24 protein-coding genes, 1 tRNA gene and 1 riboswitch are annotated in these 26659 nt (G+C 66.2%); of the genes, 15 read left to right on the top strand and 10 right to left on the bottom strand.

The features are described 5' to 3' along the window. Nucleotides 1–242 (top strand): enolase C-terminal domain-like protein (locus IEW19_RS13530; RefSeq protein ID WP_308419996.1); only part of this gene is annotated, 242 nt, incomplete at its 5' end. Between the two features lie 31 nt (nt 243–273). Further along, complete coding sequence (locus IEW19_RS13525; RefSeq protein WP_188572148.1) at nt 274–2553, top strand: gluconokinase, GntK/IdnK-type; 2280 nt, start codon at nt 274–276, stop codon at nt 2551–2553. A 107-nt stretch (nt 2554–2660) separates the two neighbouring features. Here IEW19_RS13525 and IEW19_RS13520 read toward each other — a convergent pair whose 3' ends face one another. Then, nucleotides 2661–3275, bottom strand: coding sequence for a Rho termination factor N-terminal domain-containing protein (locus tag IEW19_RS13520; protein WP_188572136.1), 615 nt, complete (start codon nt 3273–3275; stop codon nt 2661–2663). Between the two features lie 406 nt (nt 3276–3681). Between IEW19_RS13520 and IEW19_RS13515 the strand changes: the two genes are divergently transcribed. The 3 genes from IEW19_RS13515 (at nt 3682) to IEW19_RS13505 (ending at nt 7274) form a co-directional block, all read left to right on the top strand. Next, nucleotides 3682–4242 carry an SRPBCC family protein gene (locus tag IEW19_RS13515; RefSeq protein ID WP_188572135.1) on the top strand — a complete coding sequence of 187 codons (561 nt, stop codon included), beginning with the start codon at nt 3682–3684 and terminating at the stop codon, nt 4240–4242. A 306-nt stretch (nt 4243–4548) separates the two neighbouring features. After that, a complete protein-coding gene (locus IEW19_RS13510; protein ID WP_188572134.1) occupies nt 4549–5658 on the top strand; it encodes a P-loop NTPase family protein in 1110 nt (369 codons plus the stop codon). Further along, nucleotides 5655–7274, top strand: a complete 1620-nt coding sequence (locus tag IEW19_RS13505; RefSeq protein WP_188572133.1) for an ABC transporter transmembrane domain-containing protein — start codon at nt 5655–5657, stop codon at nt 7272–7274. Before IEW19_RS13510 ends, IEW19_RS13505 begins: the two co-directional genes overlap by 4 nt. Before the next feature lie 54 nt (nt 7275–7328). Here the strand turns inward: IEW19_RS13505 and IEW19_RS13500 are convergent, their stop codons facing one another. After that, a complete protein-coding gene (locus tag IEW19_RS13500; protein ID WP_188572132.1) occupies nt 7329–7715 on the bottom strand; it encodes a DUF7793 family protein in 387 nt (128 codons plus the stop codon). Between IEW19_RS13500 and IEW19_RS13495 the strand changes: the two genes are divergently transcribed. Both IEW19_RS13495 and IEW19_RS13490 read left to right on the top strand, forming a co-directional pair. Continuing rightward, a complete protein-coding gene (locus IEW19_RS13495) occupies nt 7645–8334 on the top strand; it encodes a GNAT family N-acetyltransferase (protein ID WP_308419995.1) in 690 nt (229 codons plus the stop codon). The two genes, IEW19_RS13500 and IEW19_RS13495, sit on opposite strands and share 71 nt — an antisense overlap. Nucleotides 8335–8540: 206 nt before the next feature. Next, nucleotides 8541–8837 carry a hypothetical protein gene (locus tag IEW19_RS13490; protein ID WP_188572131.1) on the top strand — a complete coding sequence of 99 codons (297 nt, stop codon included), beginning with the start codon at nt 8541–8543 and terminating at the stop codon, nt 8835–8837. Between the two features lie 160 nt (nt 8838–8997). Here the strand turns inward: IEW19_RS13490 and IEW19_RS13485 are convergent. Further along, nucleotides 8998–9087, bottom strand: a tRNA-Ser gene (locus IEW19_RS13485). 186 nt (nt 9088–9273) lie between these two features. Here IEW19_RS13485 and IEW19_RS13480 point away from each other — a divergent pair. The 4 genes from IEW19_RS13480 to IEW19_RS13465 all read left to right on the top strand — a co-directional run bounded on the left by IEW19_RS13480 (nt 9274) and on the right by IEW19_RS13465 (nt 13434). Continuing rightward, nucleotides 9274–10707: an HNH endonuclease signature motif containing protein gene (locus IEW19_RS13480; protein WP_188572130.1), complete on the top strand. Its 1434-nt coding sequence runs from the start codon at nt 9274–9276 to the stop codon at nt 10705–10707. Nucleotides 10708–10897: 190 nt separating this feature from the next. Next, complete coding sequence (locus IEW19_RS13475; protein ID WP_188572129.1) at nt 10898–11938, top strand: zinc-dependent alcohol dehydrogenase; 1041 nt, start codon at nt 10898–10900, stop codon at nt 11936–11938. A gap of 3 nt (nt 11939–11941) precedes the next feature. Next, nucleotides 11942–12337, top strand: a complete 396-nt coding sequence (locus IEW19_RS13470; RefSeq protein WP_188572128.1) for a 6-pyruvoyl trahydropterin synthase family protein — start codon at nt 11942–11944, stop codon at nt 12335–12337. Nucleotides 12338–12339: 2 nt separating this feature from the next. Then, on the top strand, nt 12340–13434 hold the full coding sequence (locus IEW19_RS13465) for a glycosyltransferase family 4 protein (RefSeq protein WP_188572147.1): 1095 nt from the start codon (nt 12340–12342) through the stop codon (nt 13432–13434). Here the strand turns inward: IEW19_RS13465 and IEW19_RS13460 are convergent. After that, entirely contained in the window at nt 13431–13937 is a 507-nt protein-coding gene (locus IEW19_RS13460; protein WP_188572127.1) for a nucleoside deaminase, read from the bottom strand. The two genes, IEW19_RS13465 and IEW19_RS13460, sit on opposite strands and share 4 nt — an antisense overlap. Before the next feature lie 56 nt (nt 13938–13993). Between IEW19_RS13460 and IEW19_RS13455 the strand changes: the two genes are divergently transcribed. The 3 genes from IEW19_RS13455 to IEW19_RS13445 are packed head-to-tail and all read left to right on the top strand — an operon-like array spanning nt 13994 to nt 15880. Then, on the top strand, nt 13994–14785 hold the full coding sequence (locus IEW19_RS13455; RefSeq protein ID WP_229748474.1) for a phosphatase PAP2 family protein: 792 nt from the start codon (nt 13994–13996) through the stop codon (nt 14783–14785). A 24-nt stretch (nt 14786–14809) separates the two neighbouring features. Next, nucleotides 14810–15445, top strand: a complete 636-nt coding sequence (gene upp / locus IEW19_RS13450) for a uracil phosphoribosyltransferase (protein WP_056330138.1) — start codon at nt 14810–14812, stop codon at nt 15443–15445. 45 nt (nt 15446–15490) lie between these two features. Further along, nucleotides 15491–15880, top strand: a complete 390-nt coding sequence (locus IEW19_RS13445; RefSeq protein WP_188572125.1) for a VOC family protein — start codon at nt 15491–15493, stop codon at nt 15878–15880. Nucleotides 15881–16081: 201 nt separating this feature from the next. On the opposite strand, the gene IEW19_RS13440 is transcribed toward IEW19_RS13445, so the two are convergent. The 6 genes from IEW19_RS13440 to IEW19_RS13415 form a co-directional block, all read right to left on the bottom strand. Next, a complete protein-coding gene (locus tag IEW19_RS13440; RefSeq protein ID WP_188572124.1) occupies nt 16082–16795 on the bottom strand; it encodes an aggregation-promoting factor C-terminal-like domain-containing protein in 714 nt (237 codons plus the stop codon). Nucleotides 16796–16800: 5 nt separating this feature from the next. Next, nucleotides 16801–16961: riboswitch (cyclic di-AMP (ydaO/yuaA leader) on the bottom strand. A 167-nt stretch (nt 16962–17128) separates the two neighbouring features. Next, nucleotides 17129–19195 carry an ArnT family glycosyltransferase gene (locus IEW19_RS13435; protein WP_188572123.1) on the bottom strand — a complete coding sequence of 689 codons (2067 nt, stop codon included), beginning with the start codon at nt 19193–19195 and terminating at the stop codon, nt 17129–17131. Between the two features lie 24 nt (nt 19196–19219). Then, nucleotides 19220–21325, bottom strand: a complete 2106-nt coding sequence (locus IEW19_RS13430; RefSeq protein WP_188572122.1) for an ArnT family glycosyltransferase — start codon at nt 21323–21325, stop codon at nt 19220–19222. After that, on the bottom strand, nt 21322–22695 hold the full coding sequence (locus IEW19_RS13425) for a bifunctional glycosyltransferase family 2/GtrA family protein (RefSeq protein WP_188572121.1): 1374 nt from the start codon (nt 22693–22695) through the stop codon (nt 21322–21324). Before IEW19_RS13425 ends, IEW19_RS13430 begins: the two co-directional genes overlap by 4 nt. An 88-nt stretch (nt 22696–22783) precedes the next feature. Continuing rightward, complete coding sequence (locus tag IEW19_RS13420) at nt 22784–24262, bottom strand: sensor histidine kinase (RefSeq protein ID WP_188572120.1); 1479 nt, start codon at nt 24260–24262, stop codon at nt 22784–22786. A gap of 12 nt (nt 24263–24274) precedes the next feature. Beyond that, nucleotides 24275–25015 (bottom strand): response regulator transcription factor, encoded by a 741-nt coding sequence (locus IEW19_RS13415; RefSeq protein ID WP_188572119.1) that lies wholly within the window; start codon nt 25013–25015, stop codon nt 24275–24277. A 224-nt stretch (nt 25016–25239) separates the two neighbouring features. On the opposite strand from IEW19_RS13415, the gene IEW19_RS13410 reads away from it, so the two are divergent. Beyond that, entirely contained in the window at nt 25240–26205 is a 966-nt protein-coding gene (locus tag IEW19_RS13410) for a hypothetical protein (protein ID WP_229748473.1), read from the top strand. The last annotated feature ends 454 nt before the right edge of the window (nt 26206–26659 follow it).

Genomic DNA, 26659 nt, shown 5'->3' with positions numbered 1-26659 from the left:
CCGCGCAGCTGCATGTGGGTTTGGCGATCCATAACTACGGGATCCAGGAATACATGCAGCACTCGGACAAGACCAACGAGGTCTTCGAGCAGTCCATGACCTTTGTGGACGGGTACCTGCACCCGGGCGACAAGCCGGGCATCGGCGTCGAATTCAACGAAGAAGCCGCCGCGGCGTTCCCGTACCAGCAGGCCTACCTGCCCTACAACCGCCTGGTCGACGGCACCGTCCATGACTGGTAAGGAACACACGATGACCGGCAGGGAGCAGGCAATGACCAAGCACCACATCATCGTGATGGGGGTCTCCGGCTGCGGCAAGACCACCATCGGCGATCTCGTGGCCCGCGAACTGGGCGTCCCGTTCCTCGACGGCGATTCCCTCCACCCGGTGGAGAACGTGGCAAAGATGGCCGCGGGCACGCCGCTGACGGACGAGGACCGCTGGCCATGGCTGGCCACGGTGGGCAGCAAGTTGGCAGCGGCGGGCGACGGCGGACTGGTCCTGGCTTGTTCCGCGCTGCGCCGTAGCTACCGCGACGCCATCCGGGAACAGGCTCCGGACACCGTCTTCCTGCACCTGGACGGCAGCAAAGAGGTCCTGGCCCGGCGCCTTGAGGGCAGGTCCGGGCACTTCATGCCCACCACTCTGCTTGACTCGCAGCTCGCCACCCTGGAACCGCTGCAGGAGGACGAAGCCGGCGTGGTGGTGGACATCGCCGCGCCCGTCACCGACGTGGTGGCACAGGCACTCAAGGGGCTTGCCGCCGTCGTACGTCCCGCCAAAGTGGCCCAGGGCACCCCGCCGCGCCAGTTCGACGTCGACCTGGCAGCTGCGCCGTTCAACCTCGACGGCGATGCCATCGCCTGGGTGGAGGGCACCCTTGATGCCATGACGCTGGAGGAAAAAATCGGCCAGCTGTTCATCAACCACAACAACGACTACTCGCCCGGGTACCTCGATGGTGTGCTGGAGAACTACCACGTGGGCGGCATGCGATACCGCCCGGGTCCGTCCGCTGCGGTGCAGGAGCATATCCGTTACGCACAGTCCAAGACCCGGATTCCGTTGCTGATTGCGTCCAACCCTGAGATGGGCGGCGCAGGCAGCTGCGACGACGGCACGTTCGTGTCCACCCACCTGCAGGCAGGCTCGCACCCGGACAAGGCCATTGCCCGGCAGATGGGACAGGTGGCCGGCGTGGAGACGGCGGCCCTGGGATGCAACTGGGCGTTCGCGCCGATCGTGGACATCCACTACAACTGGCGGAACACGGTCATTTCTACGCGCTCCTTTGGCAACACGCCGGAAATTGTGGTGGAACGCGCCAAGGAATACTTCGACGGCATCAGTGAATCGCCCACGGCCTGCGCCATGAAGCACTTCCCGGGTGACGGTATCGATGAGCGGGACCAGCACGTGGTCACGTCCTACAACACCCTTGGCTATGAGGAATGGGACCGGACGTACGGGCACGTGTACCGGGAGATGATTGCGCACGGCGTGCAGTCCATCATGGTGGGCCACATTGGGGCGCCGGAAGTCTCCCGGCATTTCCGGCCTGGCTTGGCTGACGCGGAGATCCTGCCGGCGACGTTGTCCCCGGAGCTGCTGCAGGACCTGCTGCGCGGCGAGCTTGGCTTCAACGGCCTGGTCCTCACGGATGCCTCCCAGATGGTGGGCCTGACGCAGGCGAAGAAGCGGAAGGACCTGGTGCCGGCCACCATCGCTGCCGGCTGCGACATGTTCCTGTTCTTCCGGAACCCCGCCGAGGACTTCCAGTACATGCTGGACGGGTACAAGTCCGGGATCATCACCGAGCAGCGGCTTCATGATGCGCTGCGGCGGATCCTTGGGCTGAAGGCGTCCCTGGGGCTCCACCTGAAGGCTGCCGACCAGTTGGTGCCGGCCGCAGATGCCCTTGCCGTCATTGGATCCGCCCGGCACCGGGCCATTGCCGCGGAAATCGCGGACAAGACGGTGACGCTGGTCAAGGACACGGCCGGAAACCTGCCCATCACGCCTGTTACACATCCCCGGATCCGTTTGTACGGGATCTCCGGCGGTGCCGACTTCACGCGGGCTGACCCGCTGGCCTACCTGGATGTGGTGAAGGAGGAACTGGAGGCCGCCGGCTTCGAGGTACATCTGTTCCGAACCGCTGAGCAGCGCGAGGCTGCGGGGGAGGCCGGGGTGAATTTCATGTCCATCATCTCGGAAGAGGCCACAGGAGACTACGCGGAAAAGTACGACGCCGCATTTGTCTTTGCCAACGTGAAGGGCTTCGCGCAGGAGGCGGCCATCAGGATCAAGTGGTCTTCGCCGATGGCCGCGGAGATTCCGTGGTACGTCACCGAGGTGCCGACCGTGTTCGTGTCCCTCAACCAGCCGAACCACCTGATCGACGTGCCCATGGTGAGGACCGCCATTCATGCCCATGCAGGAACGCGGGAAGCCATCCGTGCCGCGGTGGAAAAGATCCAAGGCAAGTCGGAGTTCCAGGGGACGTTCAACGAGAACGTATTCTGCGGGTCATTCGATACGCGGCTGTAGCCGTTTCGTTGAGCGCGCGCTGGCCGGGCGAAGCAGGAAATTCCTGCTTCGCCCGGCCAGTAACGCCTTTACCCGAATGGCTCCAGGCGTCTTATTCACGCGCCGTTTTAGGCGTCTTCGCGTTCCGGGTTCTCCAGCCGGAAGAAGTTGGACTGGGTTCCATCGGACCGCTGTTCCTGGTAGATGAAATTGAGGCGCCGCTGGTCAAACGTCTTGAACCATTCCCTCCAGTTGACTTCGCGAAGATTGGCGTCCTTGTCCCGGAAATCGATGCGCAGGACGCCCAGGTGGTCCCCATGTTCGGTGCCGTCGACCGTCGCCGGGACGCCGTCGCGTTCCTCGGCCCACTGCCTGATGACCTCGTGGTGGGTGGTGGCCAGGCTGCGGCCTTCGCGTTCGGGTTCCTCTTCGGTGGAGGTGATTTCCTGCGAATACTTCAATGACTTGGACGATTCGTCGCCGTAGCGGATCTTGCCGCCGTCCGGGCCCGCGCCCAGGTCCTTCGCATCTTCTTCGCCGGTGTCTGCGTTCCGGCCGCGGTTCGCGCCTTCCTGCCGGGCTCCGGCCACCTCTTTCACCAGCTCTTCCTTGCGCATGCCGGAGGCGCCGGCGATGTGTTCTTCCTTGGCCTCCTTGCGGAGTTCGTCCACCTTCATTTTGCGCAGTTCGGTTTCACTGACGTCTTGGGTGTTGGGAGTCTGGTTACCCGGCTTGTCACTCATGGCATGTCCTCCTTTTGCGGAACTCATTTGCGGAACTGTTTTGTCGAACCGACGAATACTAAGGTTGCTTACTTTCTATCCGGTGCCGGATGTGGCGTCAAGCGGCGGTCCCCGGCTCGCGGTCCGGCCACGGTGGGTAGTGGGCAGGGGCCTTCGGACTCTGGGGGTACGGGAGCACCATCCCTAGGCTCGATTCATTCCGAATCCCCGAAGGTGGACCATGAGCAGAATGGCACTGGGTCTATTGGCTCTCGTCGCGCCGTTACAGCGGTCCGCGGCCGCGTCCGTTGGTATGCCCCGCCGCTTTCCGGGGTTTCTCGGCGCAGCCGCAGCGGCTGCGTTCTTCACGCACGCTGTCCTGCCACGCGCCTTGCGGACGTGGGGAGCGACGCAGTCCGAAGGATCGATGCCACTTCCGGGCGACGACCTGATTCCCGACCCCGACGAAGTCCAGACAATGGCGGTAGCCATCTCTGCCCGTCCTGAACAGATCTGGCCCTGGCTCGTACAAATGGGCGTGGACCGGGCCGGCCTGTATTCCTATACGTGGGTGGAGAACGGGCTGCTCCATTTGGGGGTCACCAACGCTGACCGCATCCACCCGGAATGGCAGGACCTGCAGGTTGGAGACATCATTGCATTCATGCCCGAGCGGTATCCGGGAGGACGGATGGGACCGCGGGTGGTGGCATTGGAGAGCGGCCGGCACCTGGTTCTGGACTCAAGCCCTGGCGCGGCGCCCGGGAGAGTGACCGGGACTTGGCAGTTCGTCCTGCACGACGACGGAGCTGCCGGTACCAGGCTGCTGCTGAGGTCGCGGTCCGGCCCGGGACGCCCCGTCGGCCTTCGCGTCACGGATTTCCTCCTTCGCCCCGGTTATCTCGTCATGGAGCGTGCCATGCTGCTGGGCATCAAGAAGCGCGCCGACAGCGAGGCACGTACGGAAACCGCCGTCGTCGGTGCCTAGGCAAACACTCACCAGGGAGACCCCGTCCAGTCCGTCTGGGCGGGGTTCCTTTTGGCTCGACCGGGCTGGAGTCCGGGAAGGAACAACGAAAACCCGCCGTCAGCACACCAGCGACTGCTGTTTCACCCCGGGCGACACTGAAACCTAGTTTTAGGCAAGTAGTTGCACAGGATTCACAGGGATTCAGGGTCTCCCGATGCTGGGTGCAATACGTTTCTTCCGAACCCGGTAGCTGGGCGAGCTGTCCCCGCGTTTCCGTCCCCGCGGTGCGCATCTAATTTACGATGACCTGGAAAGGCACCCTCGATGAGTACCCCCACACTCCACCCTGCCGCGGCGCCGCTTGAACGGGCCGGACAGAAGAGCCTCGAGCAGCGGCTGACGGCCGCCAAAAAGGCATACACCACCCGCTTCCTGGCCGACTCGCTGCAGGCTGACCCGTCCGGCTACCGGCTGCTCACTGGCCCCGATGTGAACCCTGCTCCCGGTGACATCGTCCTGGCACGCGTGGAGCGCATCGGCCAGCTGCCGCGGCTGGAAAGCCCGGTCTCGCGCCGGCAGACGCTTTTCGTCGGGGACGAGGTCCTGGTGGCCTATGCTAACCGTTACGCCCCGGACCAGGTCCTGGCCGAGGTCCCTGGCGACCTCGAGCCGTGCCATCTGGTAGCCGCCGGCGGCCTGGCAGGAAAAGTCACCGTAAGCCACGGGTCCATAGGGAAGCCGACGCAGCTGTTGCCGATTGGACTCCTCGCCGACGGCCACGGACGACTAAACCTCAAGCGCTTCGCTCCCTACTCGCTCGATCAAGATGCGCAGCCCCGCGTCCGGCCCCACGTCGTCGCCGTTCTCGGCACTTCCATGAACTCGGGCAAGACCACCGCAGCAGCGTGCCTCATCAAGGGCCTGACCAACGCCGGGCTGCGTGTCTCTGCCGGAAAGATCACGGGCACAGGGGCCGGGGGAGACCCTCGCCTGTTCCACGACGCAGGAGCGGTGACTGTCCTGGACTTTACCGACTATGGCTACCCGACCACCTTCCGGCTTGAGGAGGCCGAGCTCCGCGGGCTCGCCATGTCCATGGTGAACGAGCTGGCCGGTTCGGACCCCGAGGCGATTGTCGTCGAGATCGCCGATGGCGTCTACCAGGGCGAGACCCGGCAGCTGCTGAACGCAAAGTTCCTACACCCGCTGGTGGACAGCGTCCTGTTCGCCGCCGCCGACGCACTCGGAGCGTCCGCCGGGGTGGGTCTGCTGCGCGCCGCCGGCCATGATCCAGCGGCAGTGACCGGGCTGCTTACCGTCTCTCCGCTGGCCGCCGCGGAGGCCGAGGCCGAGCTGGATGTCCCCGTTCTGGGCACCTACGAGCTCGCGCAGGCCGAGACCGCGATGCGGTTCCTGGCCCCCGCACCCCAGTGAGCGACCGGCAAGAGGCAACCGGCGAACAGATACTCCCACGGTTCGCTGTTGGCGGGCGCCGCGCCCTCCTGGGGGCCCTGGTGGGCATCGCTGTGACGGTGGCGCTCCTGTCGGCCGGGACCGCACGTTTGGTGTCGATACTCTCGCACGAGCATGATCCTGGCGGGGGAATCCTGTTAGTGGGTGGGTTGTTACTTCTGGTTGGCGCTGCTTCCGGGTTGCGGGTGCTGGAACGGCGCGTCGCCGAGAGGCTGGGGCAGGACTATGTGCACCAGATCCGCAAGGAACTCATTCGGGGGGCCCTCGCCCCTGGCCGCAACCCTTCCCTCGGGATCACTGTCGCAAGGACGACCAACGATCTCAACAGCGTCCGGAACTGGGTCACCCACGGCATCGCCGGGGCAGTGTCCGGGATCCCACTGATCCTCGCCCTCACCGCGGCCCTGTGGTTCATGGCCCCTTTCCTAGCTCTGGCTGTAATGGGGCCGCTGCTTGTTGCGGTGGCACTCCTGGCGCTCCTTTCGCGGCCCACGTACGAAAAGGCGCGGGCACTCAGGAAGGCCCGCGGGCGCCTGGCAGGGCAGATCACGGACACAGTCAACGCCGCCATGGCTGTCCGGGCCGCTGGCGGCGAGGAGCGTGAGCTCGGCCGGGTCGACAGGCACGGCCGGGAGGTCGCAGCCACAGCGGTCGAACGCGCAACCCTCGCCGGATCCCTGCGCGCCACCGCGATCGGCACAGCCTCGGCCACAGCTGTCGCCGTCGCTGCCACCGGCGCTTTCATGGGACTGGACCGGGGGCTCGTCGCCGGGGCACTGACCGTGGTCAGTATGATCAGCGGCCCCGTCCACGACCTCGGACGCATTGTCGAATACCGGCAAAGCTACCGGGCCGCACGCCAGAGCATCGCTCCAGCGCTGCATCGTCCTTTGGCTGGCATTACCTACGACGATGCGGCCCAAGCCGACTGCACCGGCTTGGTGGTGACCGGCCTGGAGGTCAACGGAAACCTGATGCCCGAGTTGGCGGCCGCCCCGGGAGAAACCATCCTCTTGGCCTCGGCCAGCCATGCTGACGTGGAGGAGCTGTTCGAAGCTCTCCTGGGACTCAACACCGCAGGCCCCGACTCCACTGCAAGCGTGGTCCTCAACGGCAAGAGCCTGCCCGCGATGAGTCCATCCGAGCGCCGGCGCTGCGTTGGGTACGCGGCCCGCGGCCTGGCCCTGGAAAGAGGGCAGATCGGCCGCGCCATCCGGTACCGCAGCCCGAAAGCCAGTGATGCCCAGCTCGCCAGGGCCATCCAGGGCACCGGGCTCGGCGACACGATAGCCCGGCTGCCCAAGGGGGACCTGACGGTTCTCCGGCGCGGCGGTGAACCGCTCAGCACACCGGAACGGGCCAAGGTCCACCTGGCACGTGCCACCTTCGGCGACCCGCCCCTGCTGCTGCTCAACCACATCGACGCCGACCTGGATGCCCAGGGTGTGGACGCGCTCCGGGACATCCTCACCGGTTATCCCGGCATTGTCATCGCGGCGACCAACAATCCCGCTCTCCTGCCCAGCTCCCACCGCATCTGGCCAGGAGCCCAGCGCGAACCACAACTCATCGGATGAAGCAGGCCGCGGGGGCTGCAGCGCGGACCTGAATGAGCGCAGCGGGGCCGGCCCTCAATGCTCCCTGTGTTGTGCCTTGCCTGGCGCGCTGGCCCGGTTGCCCTGCTCCGACAACCAGCGAAGGGCTTCGGATTCATTGGTGAAATAGCCCGTGGGCGTCAGGGACCGCCGGGAGAACGCCGCCACGACTTTGCCCGTTGGTCCATCCCCAACCAGGGCAACGGCGGAGAACCCGCGGTAAACGTTCATGCCGGCCCTGGCTTCAGGGGTCAACCCGGCAACTCCGGCGAGATCTACGAGAAGAGGTAGGGCGCGGCCGCCACTGAGACCCTCCAGAACGCGGGCAGCGCCTACGGCAATCTCGTACGTTATGTGGACTTCCGGCACCCACTGCAACCGCAGCACGCCTTTTTCACAAGACGCGGTGAAGAATTCGTTCATTCCTAATTTCCCCCAGATGGTCGAAACCCCATTCTGCCCGAACAGTACGACAAAAAGTCCAGAGGGTTGGGAAGGGTGTTTTGGCTGGTCAAGCGGCCGTCGCCCCATTTCCGCCTACTCTGGTCAAGTGGACTTCTTGTGTGAATTTGCTGATGGCCTCGGGCTCCGTCCCGTCCAGGAATCGGATGCCAGGGCCCTGGCCGCGGTGTTTCAGGCGAACCGCGAGCATCTTGCCCCATGGGAGCCCGTTAGGACTGAAAGGTTTTACACCGTCGAGGGCCAATCAGAAGTGATCAAAGGGCGACGGGCTGAGCTTGCATCAGGCGCGGCACTTCCACTGGTGCTGGCACGGGATGGGGCTATCCTGGGCGTGTTGACCATCAGCCCAATAGTTCGCGGCGCATTCCAGAACGCCCACCTCGGCTACTGGATTTCCCATGAGGTCCAGGGAACAGGGGTGATGACGGTGGCGGTGGCTGCGGCCGTGGACATCGCGAGAGACCAGCTCGGCCTCCACCGCCTCGAAGCCGCAACCTGGTCCACAATGTCGCATCCCAAAGAGTGCTGGAAAAGAACGGTTTCGAGGCCTACGGCACGGCCCGTGCGTATCTACAGATAGCTGGCCGGTGGCAGGACCACCGCATGTACCAGCGGATTCTTTAACCGCCGGCCATACCGCACGCTGCCGCCATCCGGATCGTCAAGGAACGCCAGGGGTGATGAACTCGCATGGTTGACTCTGTCCTGCCGTGCAAATGCCTGTTGCCAGATGAGTCAGGCGTATCACCCTTCCCAGGGGCACCATTCGTCCCTTAGCTTGACGGCATGATCAGGAATAACAGCGCGAGTCCTGCACCACGAAGCTTCTTCCGATGGGCAGGCCCGCGATTACGGCAACCGCTGGTGTGGCTCGCGGTGGCCGGTGCAGCCGTACTTGGCTTCATCGCCGCTGCGGTATTCAACCTGCTTCAGGGTCGTGACCCGTTCTCACCCACGGAACTGGTCGCGACCTCGGCGACTATCGCAGTCATACTCCTCGCCATCCCGTACGCCTTCTACCAAATGGAAGTCAGGAAGGCAGCCGGCTCAGACACTGCCAAGCGCGGCGATGTTGCATCCTGAGCAGCTGGCTCAACGGCCCCCCGGAGCGGGAAAGACGACAGTGGCCGCGCCCGTGCAGCAATTGCTGCCCGACGCGCGCGTCGTCGACGCTGGGAAAGGATTCCAGACAAAGCAAAAGGCCCTGCTTTCCTTGTTTACGGGGAAGCAGGGCCTTTCTCATTGGCGGTGACGGTGGGATTTGAACCCACGTTGGCTTTTACACCAAACAACATTTCGAGTGTTGCACCTTCGGCCGCTCGGACACGTCACCAACCTCAATAGGGTACCGGAGCAAGGCTTGCATCCCCAAAACGTGGGCACGCCGGCGCCGTTTGCGGGGGTCGCCTCGGTGGCCCACGGTCTCCGCGAGGTGGCACTTGGCGGCAGTCCCGGCGTGTGGGATTGCCGTGAAATGCCATCTCGCGTGAATGTCGTACTCCCTTGCCATGATGGGGTTATGGGGAAAGCGGCGGTGGCTAAGGCGTTTGAGGAGATCAGGGCCGCTGTCGCTGTGCTTATTGCGGAGGTGGACGGGGCGGGTTCGGTGCGGTTTTCGGTGGGTGATCCGTTGGCTGGTTTGGCGGATGGGTGCCTGGACATTCTGGCGGGGGCGCGGGAGGCGGAGGCCGGGATTGCTGCGTTGAAGGCCAGGGCCGCGGTGAGGTACGCGGACACCGCCGGTGCTGTTGCTGGGCCGGATGCGCCGGTGCAGGCGCAGGAGATGGCGGTCGCGGCGGAGATCGGGTGTGTGCTGGCGTTGGGGCCGCGGGCGGCGGGCTCGTTCCTTGCCACCTCTTATGCTTTGGCAGGCTCGTTGCCGCGGACCCTGGCTGGGCTGTTGGCGGGGGTGTTGTCGTGGCAGCACGCCACCGTCATGGCCGATGAGGCTGCTTGCCTGGATGCTGCGGGTGCTGCGGCGTTGGAGGGGCATTTCCTTGACCCGGACGTTGTGAACCCGGCGCTAGGGTGTCCGGTGGGGGAGATGCCGGCGCACCGGTTCAGGGCCAAAGCCAGGACCTGGCGGGAACGCCACCATGCCGAGAGCATCGAAACCCGGCACGTTCGGGGGGTGTTGGATCGGCGGGTGGAGTTCCGGCCGGACCAGGACGGGATGGCGTGGCTGTCCGCGTGCCTGCCGGCTGGCCAGGCGCTGGCGGGGTGGAACCGGCTCACCGCGATCTCCCGCGGTATGCAGGGAGCCGACGAGTTCCGCAGCATGCCGCAGCTGCGGGCCGACAACTTCGCCGACGCGGTTCTTGGCAGCAGCACCGCCTCCAGCAGCACTGCCTCCGGCCGCGCCAGCGGTGCGGGGCAGGGAGACTTGCCTTCGCCGATCCGGGCGAAGGTGCTGGTCACGGTCCCGGTGCACTCCCTGATGGGTTTGACGGATGAACCGGTGATGCTGGACGGGTACGGTCCCATTCCACCCTCAATGGCCCGGGATCTCGTGGCGGAGGGTGCGGGGTCGTTTTACCGGGTGTTGGTGGATCCGCGGGACGGCGCGCCGCTGGAGATCGGCCGGACGAGTTATCGGGTGACTGGTGCGATGCGGGCCTGGTTGCGGATGCGGGACGGAAAATGCCCGTTCCCGGGGTGCAGCAACAATTCGTTGGACAACGACGCCGACCATATCCTGGCCTGGGCCAAGGGCGGCACCACCGGGATCAGCAACTTGGGACAGCCCTGCCCGAAGCACCATAAACTCCGGCACAGCACAGGATGGAAACCCACCCCGGCCACCAAAAACGAGCCGCCCGGCTGGATTTCACCCACCGGCCGGCATTACCCAAGCGAACACCAGGACTGGGAACCAACCAAATGGCCGCCCGGGTTCATGCCCGGCGAACGAAGCCTCCTCGAGGAGGCACTCCTTGACCACCTCGCCTCATGACTGGGCGCGCCGTGGCACAGCAAGGGCATCACCGGCCGCCGGGCGGTGCGGACCCGGTCGCGTCCGTCCTGTTGCTGTATCTTCCGTCCCTGGCTGCGCGCGCAAGCATGCCAGCAGACCGCCACGAAACCCCGCCACCCGCCGTCGGACTTTCCCCGCCCATGCGCGTCCGGTTAGATTCATCAGCAAGATGACAAATTCAGAGACACCGATCCACGCAACCGCATACTGGACCACTGCCAAGGAGCACGGCGAGCTCAGGGCTGAAGATGTGCCTGCCCCGGGGCCAGATGAAGCGCTGGTCCGTGCGCTCTATTCCGGTATCAGCAAGGGCACCGAAATGGTGGTCCATACAGGGGCTGTACCCCCGCGCGTCGCAGAAGCAATGCGCGCCCCGCACCAGGAAGGGCAGTTCCCCGGACCCGTGAAATTCGGCTACCTCTCCGTGGGAGTGGTTGAGGAAGGGCCCGAGGGGTGGAAAGGCCAGCGCGTCTTTTGCCTGAACCCGCACCAGGACCTCTACGTGGTTCCGGTGGCCTCCTTGACCCGGATCCCGGACGACGTCCCATCCCGGCGCGCGGTCCTCACCGGCACGGTCGAAACGGCGGTCAATGCCCTGTGGGAAGCCGGGCCGCGACTCGGGGACCGGGTAGCCGTCATCGGCGCCGGCCTGGTGGGCGGCATGGTGGCGACGCTGCTGCGCACCTTCCCGTTGCAGCGCCTGCAGCTGGTGGACCTTGACCCCGGCAGGAAGAAGCTCGCGGACACCCTGGGCGTGGATTTCGCGCACCCGGATGACGCCCTGGCCGACTGCGACATCGTGTTCCACTGCTCGGCGTCGCAGGAAGGCCTGGAGCGCAGCCTGCAGCTCGTGGGCGATGAAGGCGACGTCATCGAGATGTCCTGGTACGCCAACCGCGAAGTGACGGTGCCGCTGGGGGAGGACTTCCACGCGAGGCGGCTGTCCATCAGGGCGAGCCAGGTAGGCATGGTGGCACGTGCCCGGCGCCACCGCCGCACCAATGCAGACCGCCTGGACCTCGCCGTATCGCTGCTCAAGGACCCCGTCTTCGATGCCTTCCTGACCGGCTCATCCCGGTTCGAGGACCTGCCGGGCGTTGTCCAGCGCCTGTCAGACGGCTCCCTGGAAGCCCTGTGCCACGTCGTCGAATACCCCGCCAGCGCTACCGCATCCAGCCCAGCCACCGACAACCCGGAAAACTCGAGGTAACCCATGTTCAGCCTGACCGTCCGCCGCCACTTCATGATCGCCCACAGCCTTCCCCGTGAGGCCTTCGGGCCCGCCCAGGGCCTGCACGGGGCAACCTTCGTCGCCGAAGTGACCTTCCGCCGCCACGCCCTGAATGCCGACGCGATCGTCCTGGACATCGGTGCCGCCGGGACCATCATCGAGGACGTGCTCGCCGGCCTGAACTACAGCAACCTGGACGACCACCCGGACTTCGACGGCAAGTTAACCACCACGGAGGCCCTCGCCGAGTACATTGCCCAGAAAGTCGCCGCCCAGATCAAGGACAGCGACGACGGCCGCGAACTGGCGGGCATCGATGTCACCCTGCGCGAGAATCCCGACGCGTGGGCCACCTATTCACTGGACCTCACCGCTTGACCGTGCGCCCTATACGGCTGCTGGTTCCCGGCAACATCCGCCACAGCTCGGGCGGCAACGTCTACAACGCGCGCCTGGTTGCCGGCCTGGAGGCACTCGGTGCCGAGGTGGACGTTATCGCAGTCCAGGGGAACTGGCCGGATGCCGGCGCCAGGGAACGACGCCGGCTGGGCACCCTCCTGGGAGCATGGGACCAGGATGCCGGACCAGGGCGGGAAGTGGTCGTCGTGGATGGACTCGTCGCCGTGGGTGTGCCGGATGAACTGGAATCCGCGGCCAAGGCCGGACGGCAAACATGGGTCCTGGTGCATATGCCCGTGCCGGAACGTTCCGGGACGGCGGCCCTGGCAAAAGAGGCCAGGGCTCTCCGGGCGGCAACGGGCGTGGTCTGCACCAGCACGTCGGCAGCGTCCGCAGTCATGGAACGAGGGCTTCCCCGGGTAGAGGTCATTCTTCCCGGAGTCGATCCCGCTCCCCAGGCCGCCGGTTCCACGCCGCCGCACTTCGCTGTCGTCGCCGCACTGCTGCCCAATAAGGACCAGTTGCTGACCGTGGAAGCCCTGGCCCTTATTCCGGATCTTGAATGGACTGCGTCGTTGGTGGGGTCGGACCAGGTGGATCCGGACTACGCACAGGAGGTCCGTGCGGCCATTAGTGCGAACGGGCTTCAGGAACGGGTGCGGCTTAGCGGCGAGCTGACCGGTGAAGCGCTGGAAGCTGAATGGGCGCGGACAGACCTGAGCTTGCTGGTGTCACAGATCGAGGCCTTTGGGATGGCGGTCAGCGAGTCCCTGGCCCACGGCATTCCCGTCCTGGTCCGCGACGGTACAGGGGCGGTGGAGGCGCTCGGCATGGCAGGACTGGCAACAGCCGACGGCGGCCCACGCCTTCCGGGGGCGGCGGTGCCACTTCCCACGGGAACGCAGGAGAGTCCTGGACGGCTGGCCGGGGTCCTGCGAGGGTGGCTTGAGGGCACGGACGTCCGGGAAAGCTGGCGAGCCGCAGCTTTGGACGCGCGGACGAGGCTTCCAGGCTGGGACACCACGGCACAAAAGATGCTGGCCCTGTTGTCCGGGCGGGACGGACGGCAAAGCTAGAACCCGGTCCGGTGCGCCGCGAAAAACTCGCGCAGCAACAACGCACACTCTTCCTCTCGGACCCCGGGATACACCTCAACCCAGTGATTGAGCCGCCGTTCGCGCAGGATGTCGAACACCGACCCCGCGGCGCCGGCCTTCTCATCCCAGGCTCCGAACACCACCCGGGGGATCCGGGCCAAAACAATTGCGCCGGCACACATGGCACAGGGTTCCAGCGTGACCACCAGCGTGCAGTCGGACAACCGCCAGCCGTCCCCCCGGCCGCCGTCGAGCCGTGCCCGTTCCTGCAGGCGGCCGGCCGCTTCCCTGATGGCCACCACCTCGGCGTGGGCTGTGGGGTCGCCCAGTTCCTCCCGTTGGTTCCGGCCCGAACCCAGCACATCGCCGTCGGGCCCCATCACCACGGCGCCGATGGGCACGTCCTCCGTGGCGAGTGCCCGGCGGGCCTCGGCCAGGGCAAGGCCCATCCAGGCGTCGTATTTCTTTTCAGGCAGCGGCATGGGTCAATGATAGTTTCGAGGGATACTCAGGGTACTGACCGATGTCGGGAGGCAGTATGGACACGCTTCGGGACCGTCTAGGTTTATGGTTCAAACCGTACGCGGCGCTGGTCATTACCATCTTGGTGGGTGGCGTGGTCATCGTGTCGTTGGCCCTGCTCGGTGCCGAAGTCTACGACAACGTGGTGGATTCTGCGGGATTGGCGAATCTGGACAAGCCGGCACTGGCTTTAGCCGAGGGCCTGCGCAGCCCCGGACTTGATGCTTTCGTTACCGGGTTCACCAACATCGGCGGCGGCGTTGGCATGCCCATCCTTGCCAGCATCCTCACCGCGTGGCTGATGTTCCTCGGCCGGAACTGGCGTCCCCTTATCCTGATCGGTGGGGCGGCGGGAGTCTCCATCCTGGCCACAACGCTTGGCAAGAAACTCGTGGGCCGCACCCGTCCGGACCATGCCGACGCGGTTCCCCCTTACGAAGACTCCCCGTCCTTCCCCAGTGGCCATACCCTGAACACCACGGTGGTGATCAGCCTGGTGGTGTACCTCATCTGCCTGCAATTCCACACCCTGCAGGTCCGGGTCGCGGCCATCACAGCCGGTTCAATCTTCATTGTTGCCATGGGCCTGAGCCGGGTCTTCCTTGGCCACCACTGGTTGACGGACGTCATGGCGGGGTGGTTGCTGGGGCTCGCCTGGGTGGGTGTGGTGATTTTGGCCCACAGGCTGTTCCACCTGGTCCGCAGGCGCGAGCACGCCGGTGCAGCGCCGTCGTTTGACCGTCCCATAGTCCGCGACGTGCTGGCCGAGGAAGTGCACGACGGCGGGTCCTCCGGACCTGGGAAATAGGGCGCCGGATGATAGTTTTGGGGGATGCGTACTCTCGTTGTTGACCACCCCTTGGTCGCCCATAAGCTCACCGTCCTGCGGGATAAAAACACGCCGTCGCCGGTCTTCCGCCAGTTGACGGAGGAGCTGGTGACCCTGCTGGCCTACGAAGCCACGCGGGAGGTCCGCACCGAGCCCGTCACCATCCAGACGCCTGTGAGCACCACGGTTGGCACCGCGTTCACCAAGCCCACGCCGCTGGTGGTCCCCATCCTGCGTGCTGGGCTTGGCATGCTGGAGGGGATGACCAAGCTGGTCCCCACCGCCGAGGTGGGCTTCCTGGGCATGGCCCGGGATGAGGAGACGCTGGACATCATCACCTACGCGGAGCGCCTGCCGGAGGATCTGACCGGCCGCCAGGTCTTCGTCCTGGACCCCATGCTGGCCACCGGCGGAACCCTGCGCGAGGCCATCAAGTTCCTGTTCAAGCGGGGCGCTTCCGACGTCACGTGCATCTGCCTGCTGGCCGCTCCTGAGGGCCTGGCACGGCTCGAGGAAGAGCTGTCAGGGGCCAACGTTCACATCGTCCTGGCTTCCATCGACGAGAAGCTGAACGAGAAGTCCTACATCGTTCCCGGCCTGGGCGATGCCGGAGACCGCCTTTACGGCATCGCAGGGTAGCTTTCACCCTTTTTCAAACCGGTGCCCCGCCGCTAGCCTGTGCGGATGGACTGGAAACTCGAACTTGTCTTTGTCCCCGTATCCGACGTTGACCGCGCCAAGGACTTCTACGTCAACAAGGCTGGCTTCAACGCCGATTACGACGAGCGGCCCTCGGACACCATCCGCTTTGTGCAGTTGACGCCCCCTGGTTCGGCCTGTTCCATCTGCATCGGGGAGGGGCTCACCGACGCCCCTCCCGGCACGGGGTCCAACCTGCAGCTGGTGGTCGACGACATCAAGGCTGCCCACGACTACCTGAAAAACAACGGCGTGGATGTCAGCGACGTGGACGCGCAGGAATGGGGCCACTTCGTGTATTTCGCCGATCCGGACGGAAACAAATGGTCTGTCCAGTACATCCCGTGGCGGAACGCCGGGCAGCCTGCGGATTAACGCGCACCGCGGGCCGCATCATGCGGATGCGGCCCGCGGTTTGGCGGTGGAATCCCCTGCTTTACCCCTTCACCGTGGCGGACGACGGCGGATGGCCGGGGACGCGCCGTCGTCCGCCGCCAAAAGCCGGGGAGACTCAGCTCTAGGCGCCCCCCTCGAGGCCCTGCCGCTGGGGGAGCGGTGCCCAGTACCAAGCGGTGCCTAGTACCAGTTATGCGCCAGGTGGAAGTTCAGGGCGCCGCAGGGCGACTGGTAGCTCTTCTTGATGTAGTCCAGGCCCCAGTTGATCTGGGTGCGGTAGTTGGTGAGGTAGTCCGGGCCGGAGGTTGCCATCTTTTCGGCCGGGAGGGACTGCACGATGCCGTACGCCCCGCTGCTGGCGTTGGTGGCCGTGGTGGTCCAGTCCGATTCCTTGGTCCACAGCGTCTGGAGGCACTGCATCTGGTCGGCACTCCATCCAAAGGATGCCAGCTGGCTGGCGGCGTAGGCCTGGGCGCCGGCGGGATCATTAACCGCGACGGCGGCTGCCGGAGCAGGAGCAGGTGCCGGGGCGGGCTCGGGCGCCGGGGCAGGAGCAGGTGCCTCGGCAGCTGGGGCCGCCGGTGCGGCTGCGGGAGCAGGTTCCGCCGCCTGCGGAGCCACGCTGATTGCAGCGGGAGCGGAGTTCGCTGCCGGGTTGGAACGGATCTCGCTCTGCTCGATGCTCATTTGGGAGTCCGACGCTGCCGTGGAAGAGTTTGACCCAGTGGAGGCCACCGGAGTCATGCTGCTGGTCGCCTGACCTGCCGCGCCTACTCCAACCAGCACTGCGCAGGATGCTGCAAGGACGGTGGCGCGCTGGCCCAGGGTAGTCTTTTTTGCCTGCTTAACCCGATGTTTGGCGTGCAGGCCTGGTTCTGCCGTGTTTTTGGACATGATTGATCGCCTCTCACACCTGCGGAGTTAGCTGTCGGGTTCGGATGAGGGCATCCGGCCGTACGGAAAGATCACGTACTGGCTTAACCCCAAGGGCATTCATTGCCCGGGACGGTGGGTCCCCCGCCTCTGCCGTTGCTCAATCGGAATCCGGGGAAGCGGCAGAGCTTGGCGTCATCCCGGGATATGCGGCCCGAACGCGGGCCGCACCCAATCGACGGTACAGGAAGATTGAGCAGAAGTCACATTTAGGTAACGGAACTAACGATTTCCAGCGCGTCGATTTGCTGCCAGCGGGCCGGCCAGCCGTTACTTCCGGGGCACAAGCCGTGGTTACCTACCCAGGACATAGAGAGTAGTGCCGCCGACGTTCTGCGGAGTGAAGTTCTCCGAAACCCACTGCGCGATCTGGGCAGCGGCATTCGAACCGGACGAGGACCGCATCGTCCCGCCGCTAATGAAGTAGTGGATCTTTCCCTGCGTCACGAGGTCCTGGAACTGGGCTAGCGTGGGGGAGGGATCGGTGCCGTTGAAGCCACCCACCGCCATGACCGGCAGTTCAGTCGCCAGCTGGTAGCCAGCGGCGTTGTTGGAGCCCACAACGGCTGCTGCCCAGGTGTAATTCGATGCACCGCTCTTGAGCGCGGCCACAACGTCTGCGGTTGGAGTAGGTGCGCCGAGGAGACCGCCCATGCCCCCTCCGGGGCCGCCGGGAAATCCAGCTCCGCCAGGGGTTGTCGTGCCAGATCCGCCTGGGGTGGCCGGCTGGGTGCCTTGCTGCTGGAAGCCCTGGCCTGTGAAGCCCTGCCCCGTGCCGCGTCCGGAGACGTTCCGGCCGCCCGCACTGAAGCCCCCGGGGCCGCGGCCGCCGGCACCGAAGCCCGCGGCCGGCCCTGCACTGACGATCGCCCCGCTGTGGGGCGCCGCGGCCGTGGAAACGGAGTAGGCCAGGGGCCCGGCGAGGGACGCAGCGATGGCGAGGACCGCCGTCGTCCGCTGCACGTAACGCACCCGCAGGAACTTGCTGAGCCCTATGCCCGCCGCTGCTGCCAAACCTCCGCCAAGCACCATCCAGCGCAGCCACGGGCCGTAGGCGGACGTGGTTCCCAACAGGTAAAAGGCAATGAGGGCTGCCGCGCCCACCGCTAAAGCCAGGAATATGGCGCCCGCGGCCTGCCGGCGATGCTGCCACAGCAGGACTGCGCCCAATCCCGTCAGTCCGGCTATTCCCGGAGCCAGCGCCACCGCGTAGTAGGGATGGATGATGCCGGCCATGAAGCTGAACACCAGGCCTGTCACCAGTACCCACGAGCCCCAGACCATGACGGAAGCCCGGACGGCATCTGTTCGCGGGGCCCGCCGCCCCACCCAGAGCAGACCCGCTGCAAGGATGAGCGCGGTCGGCAGCAGCCACGCGATCTGTCCGCCGAACTCGTCGCTGAACATCCGTAGCAGGCCAGGAACGCCCCAGCCGTTGCCGCCGCCAACGCTGCCCGTTTCGTCGCCCGTCAGCCGGCCCAGGCCGTTGTAACCGAGGGTCAGTTCCAGGATTGAATTGTTCTGCGATCCGCCGATGTAAGGCCGCATGCTGGCCGGCGTCAGCTCCACGGCCAGCAGCCACCATCCAGCGGATACCACCATCGCTCCCGCCGCGGCTGCCAGCCGCAGCATCCGCCGCGGGAGGCCGCCCGGGGCTGCCACCGCGTACGCCAGGGCGAAACCGGGAGCCACCAGCAGGACCTGCAGCTGTTTGGCCAGGAACCCGAAACCCAGGAATACCCCGGCCAGGAGGACCCAGCGAAGCCGGTCCTCCTGGACTGAGCGGAGGACCGCATACGCGGCTGCCGTCATGAGGAGCACCAACAGGGCATCCGGGTTGTTGAACCGGAACATCAGCGTGGCAACCGGGGTGAGGGCCAGGACCGCAGCTGCCAGCAGCCCGGCCCGGTGCGCAAGCCGGACGTCGCCCGTTGCCGGCGCCGCAGCCCGCCGCACGGACAGGTAGACCAGCCAGGCCGAGCCAACCCCCATGAGTGCCTGGGGGACCAGGATGCTCCATGAGCTCAGGCCGAAGGTCCGGACTGACAGCCCCATGATCCACAGCGACGCCGGCGGCTTGTCCACCGTGATGGCATTAGCGGCATCCGAGGAACCGAAGAACCATGCTGCCCAGTCCTGCGATCCGGCCTGGGCCGCGGCGGAATAGAACGCGTTGGCCCAGCCGGAAGCTCCAAGGTTCCACAGGTACAGCACGGCCGTCCCAGCCAACACGACTGCCAGTTCCAGCCGCTGGCGGACGGCCGCACGGTCCTGCTGAAGGGGTAACCGGTCCCGGCTCCCCGGCTGCCGCTCGAGGGCCTGCGGCTTCCTTCCCGTGCGGGCTTCGTTAGTTACGGTCATTGTGTGTTGGCTGGCCATGGCGTCCTACTTGGTGAGCTGGTACACGGTGGAGTTGCCCACGGTCTGGGCCTGGAAGTTGGCCTGGACCCAGGCAGCGACCTCGGAGTTGCCGCCCCGGCCGCCCATGCCGCCGCCGCCCATGCCGCCGCCTTCAATGAAGTAGCCGATCTGGCCTTTGGCCACCATGTCCTGGAATTCAGCCAGGGTGGGGTAGGGATCGCCGCCGTTCCAGCCGCCGAGGGCAATGACGTTCGTGTTCGTGGCGAGTTCCAGGCTGGCTGCCTGGCTGGCGCCGGAGACGATCGCCGACCACTTTGTGCCGGTGGTTTTCAACAGGGCAGTCACCGCGGCATCGGCGGTTCCTTCACCGGGACCACCGGCTCCCGCACCGCCGGGGGCGCCTGGCCCGCCCCCGGCGCCACCCGCGGGGTCGAGGCCGTCACTGCCCGGGGCAGCGTCCGGTGTGATGTCTGCGCCGTCAGTCCGGTCGCCACGGAAGCCAGCGGCCCGGTTGCCGAAGCCGCCCGCCGACGAACCCGCGGGCCCCGACGTCGGAATGGAGCCTGAGTGTGCGGTTGCGGCGGTGGCGAGGGTCCAGGCGCCTGCGCCAAGTCCTCCGGCCAGGAGGGATACGACGACGACGGCGGCCGCGCCTGCCCGCCGGAACCGTCCGGGGGCGCCCAGTGCGTCGAGGCGGAGCAGGATGGTAGCTGCCGCAAGGATGCCGAGGACAATGATGGCCACGCGCAGCCAGGGGAGCCACGATGCGTCCCGGCCCAGGAGGACGGACGACCAGATCGACGTGCCCAGGACGGACACCGCAAGGACAATTCGGGCAGGCCAATACGCCCGGCCGCGCCAGAGCTCAACTGCACCGATGCCTACCAGGGCTGCGATCGCCGGCGCCAGTGCCACCGAGTAGTAGGGGTGGACGATGCCGCTCATGAAGCTGAGGACACCCGCAGTAACCAGGAGCCAGCCGCCCCACAGGATCAGTGCCGCACGGCTCGGGGACGCGCGGACTTCACGCCGGGTGAACCACAGGCCTGCCACCAGCAGGACCAAGGCGGCGGGCAGCAGCCATGAGACTTCGCCGCCGAAGCTCGTTCCGAACATCCGCAGCAGCCCTGCGGCCCCGCCGAATCCACTGTTGCCGCCGCCGGGACTGCCACCGGGTCCGCCTGCCGCGCCTCCCGCTCCGCCGCCTGGCATGCCCTCACCCGAGCCGGTGATCCGGGCCAGGCCGTTGTAGCCGAAGGTCAGTTCCAGGAAGCTGTTGGTGGTGGACCCGGCCATGTATGGTCGCGCCGACGCCGGAGTCAGCTGGAAAAGGGCGATGTAGCTGCCGGCAACAACAACGATCCCGCCCAATGCGCCCAGCAGGTGGACGAGCCGGCGTCCGATGGAGGTGGGGGCAGCCCAAAGGTAGGCAAGGCCGAGCGCAGGAACGACCAGGAAGCCCTGCAGCATCTTGGTGAGGAACGCCAGCCCGATCACGGCACCGGCCGCCACGAGCCACTTCCAGCCCGCCCGCTCAATGGTGCGGGTGGTGAAGTAGGCGGCGAGCACCAGGCACAGGGTGAGCATGGCGTCCGGGTTGTTGAACTTGAACATGAGCGCCGCCACGGGTGTCAGCGCCAGCGCGCCACCTGCCAGGAGGCCCGCGGCGGGTCCGGAGACCCGTTTGACGGCAAGGTAGAGGAAACCGACGGCGGCGACACCCATGAGTGCCTCCGGCACCAGCATGCTCAGCGGCGAGAATCCAAAGATGCGGCCTGCCAGGGCGGGGATCCACAGCGCTGCGGGCGGCTTGTCTACGGTGATGGCGTTGCCGGCGTCGAGCGACCCGAAGAGGAACGCGGTCCAGTCCTTGGTTCCTGCCTGGATGGCTGCCGCATAGAAGGAGTTGCCGTTGCCGGTGGCTGCCAGGTTCCACAGGTACAGGACCGCGGTGGCCACCAGGAGCCCTGCGGCGGAAGGCCGTACCCAGCGGGGCTGGGCGCCGAAGGCGTAGCGGGTCCAGCGGAGCGCCCGCTTGGCTGTCCCCCCGGAGGACGCAGCATGGCCCGTTTGTGAGGGCTGCGGGCCGGCGGTGGAGCCGGCACCTGCCGGTGAGAGGGTGGAGGTCATGATGCTGCCGTTTCTGTGGAAGTGGTGGCGCCTGTGGAAGTGGTGGTGTTTGCTGCCCGGAAGACCCACAGCCGGAACAGCAGGAACCGCACTGCCGTGGCTGCAAGGTTGGCCGCCACGACGGTGAGGACTTCCGCCCACCGGTCAGGCGTCGTCGTTCGGTGGACCAGGGCGAGTGCTCCGGAGGTGAGCAGCAGGCCGATGCCGAACACGATCAGCCCTTCGAAATGGTGCCGGGCCGGGTTTCCGCCCTGGATGCCGAACGTGAACCGCCTGTTGGCGCCTGTGTTGGCCACGGCCGTGATCAGCAGCGCCAGGAAGTTGGCCAGCTGCGGATCCATGAAGCCCCGGCAGAACAGGAAGATCAGCAGGTAGGCCAGGGTTGAGGCGGCGCCGATGGCGGCGAACCGGACCAGCTGGCCGAACAGGCTGCTGCCGCGGGTCTGTTCGTCCGCCCGGGATGACGCCGGAAGCGGACCCCGTGCCAGGGCTGCGCGCAGTTCCGGAACCGGGATCCGGCCGTAGACCAGGTCGCGTGTGAGGCGGGCCATTCCGCGGACATCTGCCAGCGCAGTGCGGACCACGTCCACGCTGGAGTCGGGATCGTCGATCCAGTCCACGGGAACTTCATGGACGCGAAGTCCGCAGCGTTCGGCGAGGACCAGGAGTTCGGTGTCAAAGAACCAGGAGTTGTCCACGGTGTAGGGAAGGAGCCGCTGGGCGACATCGGCGCGGATGGCTTTGAAGCCGCACTGCGCGTCGCTGAACCGGGCACCCATGAAGGAGTGGAGCATCAGGTTGTAGCTGCGCGAGATGAACTCCCGCCTGGGCCCGCGGACGACGCGGGAGTTGCGGGTGAGCCGGGTGCCGATGGCCAGGTCCGAGTGCCCGGAAATCAGGGGCGCCAGCAGCGGGGGCAGGGCTGCGAGGTCGGTGGACAGGTCCACGTCCATGTAGGCCAGGACCGGCGACGGGGAGGCCAGCCACACTTTGCGCAGGGCGTTCCCGCGGCCCTTCTCATCAAGGTGGACCACCACGAGCTCGGGGAACTCCCGGGCCAGCCGTTCGGCAATCTTCAACGTCCCGTCCGTGCTGGCGTTGTCCGCCACGGTGATCCGGAAGCTGTGCGGAAAGGTGTCTTGCAGGTGTCCGTGGAGCCTTCGGAGGCATTCCTCAAGGTCGCGTTCCTCGTTGAAAACGGGGATGGTGACATCGAGGACGGGCACGGTGGTCCGGGTGTCCACGGGGGCGCGCCGCACGGCACGTCCCCGCGAAGGAAGGCCCGGCGCAGGAAGTCCGGGTGAAGGAAGGCCCAGCGGCGCCACCGCGGCGTCCGGCAGGGTTCCTGAGGTGGAGTCGGTGAGCGTCATGAATCAAGAGTGGCGCTGACAAATTTGTGGGCTTTAGGCACAACCTGTGACGTGCCTGTGTAAATGGTGCTGCCCGGGTTGCCGTGTGTCAGGACCTGGCAGGGGCGGCCCCGGGAAGCCGGACGGCGAACTCGGTCCTGCCAGGCCGGGAGACCAGTTCCACGGTGCCGCTATGGGCGGCGACGATGGATTCGACGATGGAAAGGCCCAGGCCTGACGAGCCCTCCGAGCCGGAGCGGGCGGCGTCGGCCCGGGTGAAGCGCGAGAAGATGCTGCCCTGGAATTCGGCAGGGATGCCGGGGCCGTCGTCGGTGACCGTAACCACCACGCTCCCGTCGGCGGAGCGCATAACGCCAGTGGTCACGGTGGTTCCGGGTGGGGTGTGCTTCCGGGCGTTGGAGAGCAGGTTGGCCAGCACCTGGTGGAGCTGGGTGGTGTCCCCGCGGACCGTGACGGGTTCGTCAGGCAGCTGCAACTGCCAGGTGTGGTCCGGGGCCATGACCTTTTCGTCGCTGACGGTTTCGACCACCAGCTGGGTTAGGTCAACATCAGTGGTTTCGGTTGCCTTGCCTTCGTCCAGCCTGGCCAGCAGCAACAGGTCCTCCACCAGCGCGGTCATCCGTTCGGACTGGCTCTGGACGCGGCCCAGCGACTTTTGCCCGTCCTCGGTGAGGTGTTCGGTCATCCGCATCAGCTCGGTGTACCCGCGGATGGCGGTCAGCGGTGTTCGAAGTTCGTGGGAGGCGTCGGCAACGAACTGGCGCACCTTCATCTCGCTGCGCTGCCGGGCTTCCAGTGCGTTGGAGACGTTGTCCAGCATCAGGTTCAGGGCGTGGCCCACGCTGCCCACCTCGGTGGTGGGGTGCGCTGCGGCCGGCGGGACACGCACAGCGAGCGCCACCTCCCCGGCGTCCAGTGGCAGTTTGGACACCTTGGTGGCGACGTCGGACAGCTGTTCCAGCGGCCGCATGGTCCGGCGGATCAATGCAGTGCCGGCCAGCCCGATAAGGACAAGGCCGCCCAGGGATACCAGCACCATGGTCAGCACCAGTGAGGCCTCTGTGCTTTGTTTCGTTGCCAGCGGCAGGCCAGTGATCACCACGTCACCGTACGGGCTCTCAGTTGCCATCAGCCGGTAGTCGCCGTTGGACAACTGGCGGTCCACCGGCACGCCATTGTGGGGGAGCGCCTGCAGGGTGGCAACGTCCCGGGAGGTCAGTGCCGTGCGGGTGGCATCAGAGGACAGGAAGCCGGCTTCCCGGCTGACTTGTCCGCCCACCACCCTGGCATTGAGCGTTCCCACGCTTTGCCCGCGCGCATCCAGGGGGTCGGGCCGGCCGGACGGGTTGCCTTCCGGCGGGCGGCCGCGGGAGGCCAGCGCCAGCTGCGCATCCAGCTGGTTGGAAAGGACCACATCCATGGAGGCGTAGCTGACCACCCCGATCGCGCCCGAGATGGCGACCAGGAGCGCCATGGACAGCAGGATGAGGCGGGTGCGGAGGTGCCAGGTGGAAGGGTTGAACCAGGAGCGGCCCGTGGGCCGGGGGACACCGGAAAGCGACGACATGCGGTTCCCTGGCTAGTCTGCGGGCTTGATAACGTAACCCGCTCCGCGCACGGTATGGATCATCGGCAGATGGTTGGCTTCGATCTTCTTGCGCAGGTAGGAGATGTACAGTTCCACGATGTTCGCCTGGCCGCCGAAATCGTAGTCCCACACGTGGTCCAGGATCTGGGCCTTGCTGACCACTCGCTTGGGGTTTTCCATCAGGTAGCGGAGGAGCTCGAATTGTGTGGCTGTGAGCTGGATGTCCTCCCCGGCACGGGTGACTTCCCTGGTGTCCACGTTCAGGACCAGGTCGCCCACCACCAGCTCGGCGGTGTCCATGGCGGCCACCCCGGAACGCTGGACAAGGCGGTGCAGGCGCAGCAGGACTTCCTCCATGCTGAAGGGCTTGGTGACATAGTCATCCCCGCCCGCTGCCAGTCCCACGATGCGGTCCTGGACGTCGTCCTTCGCCGTCAGGAAGAGCGCAGGCACCTCCGGCGCGAAGGCGCGGATCCTGCCCAGCAGCTCCACGCCGTCGAACCCCGGCAGCATGACATCCAGCACCAGGACGTCCGGATGGAAGTCCTTGGCAAGCTTGACGGCGGTGGGCCCATCCCCGGCCACGGCCACGGACCAGCCGGCCATGCGCAGGCCCATGCTCATAAGTTCCGAAAGGCTGGGCTCGTCGTCCACCACCAGGGCACGGATCGGGGAACCGTCCGGGTGGGTGAGCTGGGGGAGGTTGTTGGTCATGGGGTGCGGGGATGCCATGGGACAACTCTCCGATCTGTCGGTTTGCCGATGCTTTGCCGTTGCTGTGTTCCAGCTGTGAGCTCCAGCCTAGCCACCTGCGGCTGCGGCAAGTGCTCCCTTGCAAGCGAGTCTCCTGACAGTCACAGGATGGCGTGGCCTGCCGCACAGCCCCAGCACAGCAAAGCGGCAGAGCCTGTTGGGACAACAGCACCACCAACAGTTACAACTTCTTGGAGAAAGCCATGGATCAGCAAGACAACCGCGCCGTCCCCGGGGCATCAGGCCAGAACGGGCAGCCGCGCCCCGCAGCGGAAGGCTGGGGACAGCAGGGCCAGCCGGCGCCGGTCTGGGAAGGAGCGGCGGACGGCGCCGCCCCCGGTGGCGCGACGCCCCCACGGAAAGCCCCGGACGTCCAGGCTGGCGGCGACCAGGGCCAATCCCGGCAGGGGCAACCCGCACAGGGCTGGGGCACGGCCGTTCCGGGTCCGCGTTCCGCAGGGTGGGGTACGACGGCGGCACCCGGCCAGGTGCCTGATGCCGGCACGGGCTGGGGCGCACCCCAGCAGTACGCACCCAACGTTTCCTCCCGCCCCGGGAAGGGGAACTGGACCGCAAAGAAGGGCTTGCTGGTGGGCGGTGTTGCGGTGGTTGTGGCCGCGGCGGCAGGTGCCGGCGCCTACGCCGCCGGTAACGGGACCGCAACTGCTTCTGGGAACAATGGCCAGGGCACAGGTGCGGCGGGACAATTCGGTCCGGGCGGGCAAAGCGGCATGGCAGGCCCGGGCGGCCAAAGCCGCACGGACGGCAGCGGCATGGGAATGGATGGCGGCCCTGGCGGCCTGGGCATGGGATCGGCCGGCCTGAATGCCGCCGTCCACTCCGAATACGTGGTCCTCCAGGGTTCCAGCTATGTGACCATGGCAGGCCAGACGGGCACCGTGACGGAGGTTTCGGCCACTTCCCTGACCGTCAAGAGCGACGACGGCTTTTCCCGGACCTACGCTGTCGCTTCCGACGTGCAGGTGTCACAGGGGGTGCGGCAGCGCGGCGGGTCCACCGGCAGCACGCTCAGTCTGTCCAACGTGGCCACCGGAGCCAGCGTGCGTGTGACGGCACTGAAGGATTCGGACACGTACACTGCCCAGGGCATCCAGTTGGCAACCACGGCCACGGCCACGGCGCAGGGCTCCGGCACCAGCAGCAACTGAGGTCCAGGGAATAAAACAAGCCCGCGGTTCCGGTCCAGGGCACTCCGGGGAGCGCCCAGGGCCGGGCCGCGGCGAAAAAAATTATGAGAAGCAGGGCATCGGCTGGACACGGGACTTCCTTGTCCGGCCGATTCTATGTCAAGCGATTGAATTTCAGCTCGATTCGGTCAACCGCGATTCAAGCGAACAATATGCGGAAAAAGCAGCAATGCGAGCCCATTGTCTGGATAAGCGACCTTATTATTTCCCACTTCCGAAATCGTGATCTGCAGCACAATTCCCGGATTTGTCTCACAATGCGGACGATCGAGTCCATTGTTACTTGCAAGTTGGCATTGTTACGCTGCACACTTCCAATGTGAACAAGAACTCAACAGCACCTGCAGCCGCAGAATACTGGCCCAGCACATCCGCTGCTGCCAACATGCGCTGTTGTCGAATGCACGCCTGACCT

The organism is Arthrobacter liuii, assembly GCF_014639275.1.
Taxonomy (GTDB): domain Bacteria; phylum Actinomycetota; class Actinomycetes; order Actinomycetales; family Micrococcaceae; genus Arthrobacter; species Arthrobacter liuii.
Note: the sequence above shows the minus strand (reverse complement) of the source record. Positions and strands in the feature narration are given on the sequence as shown.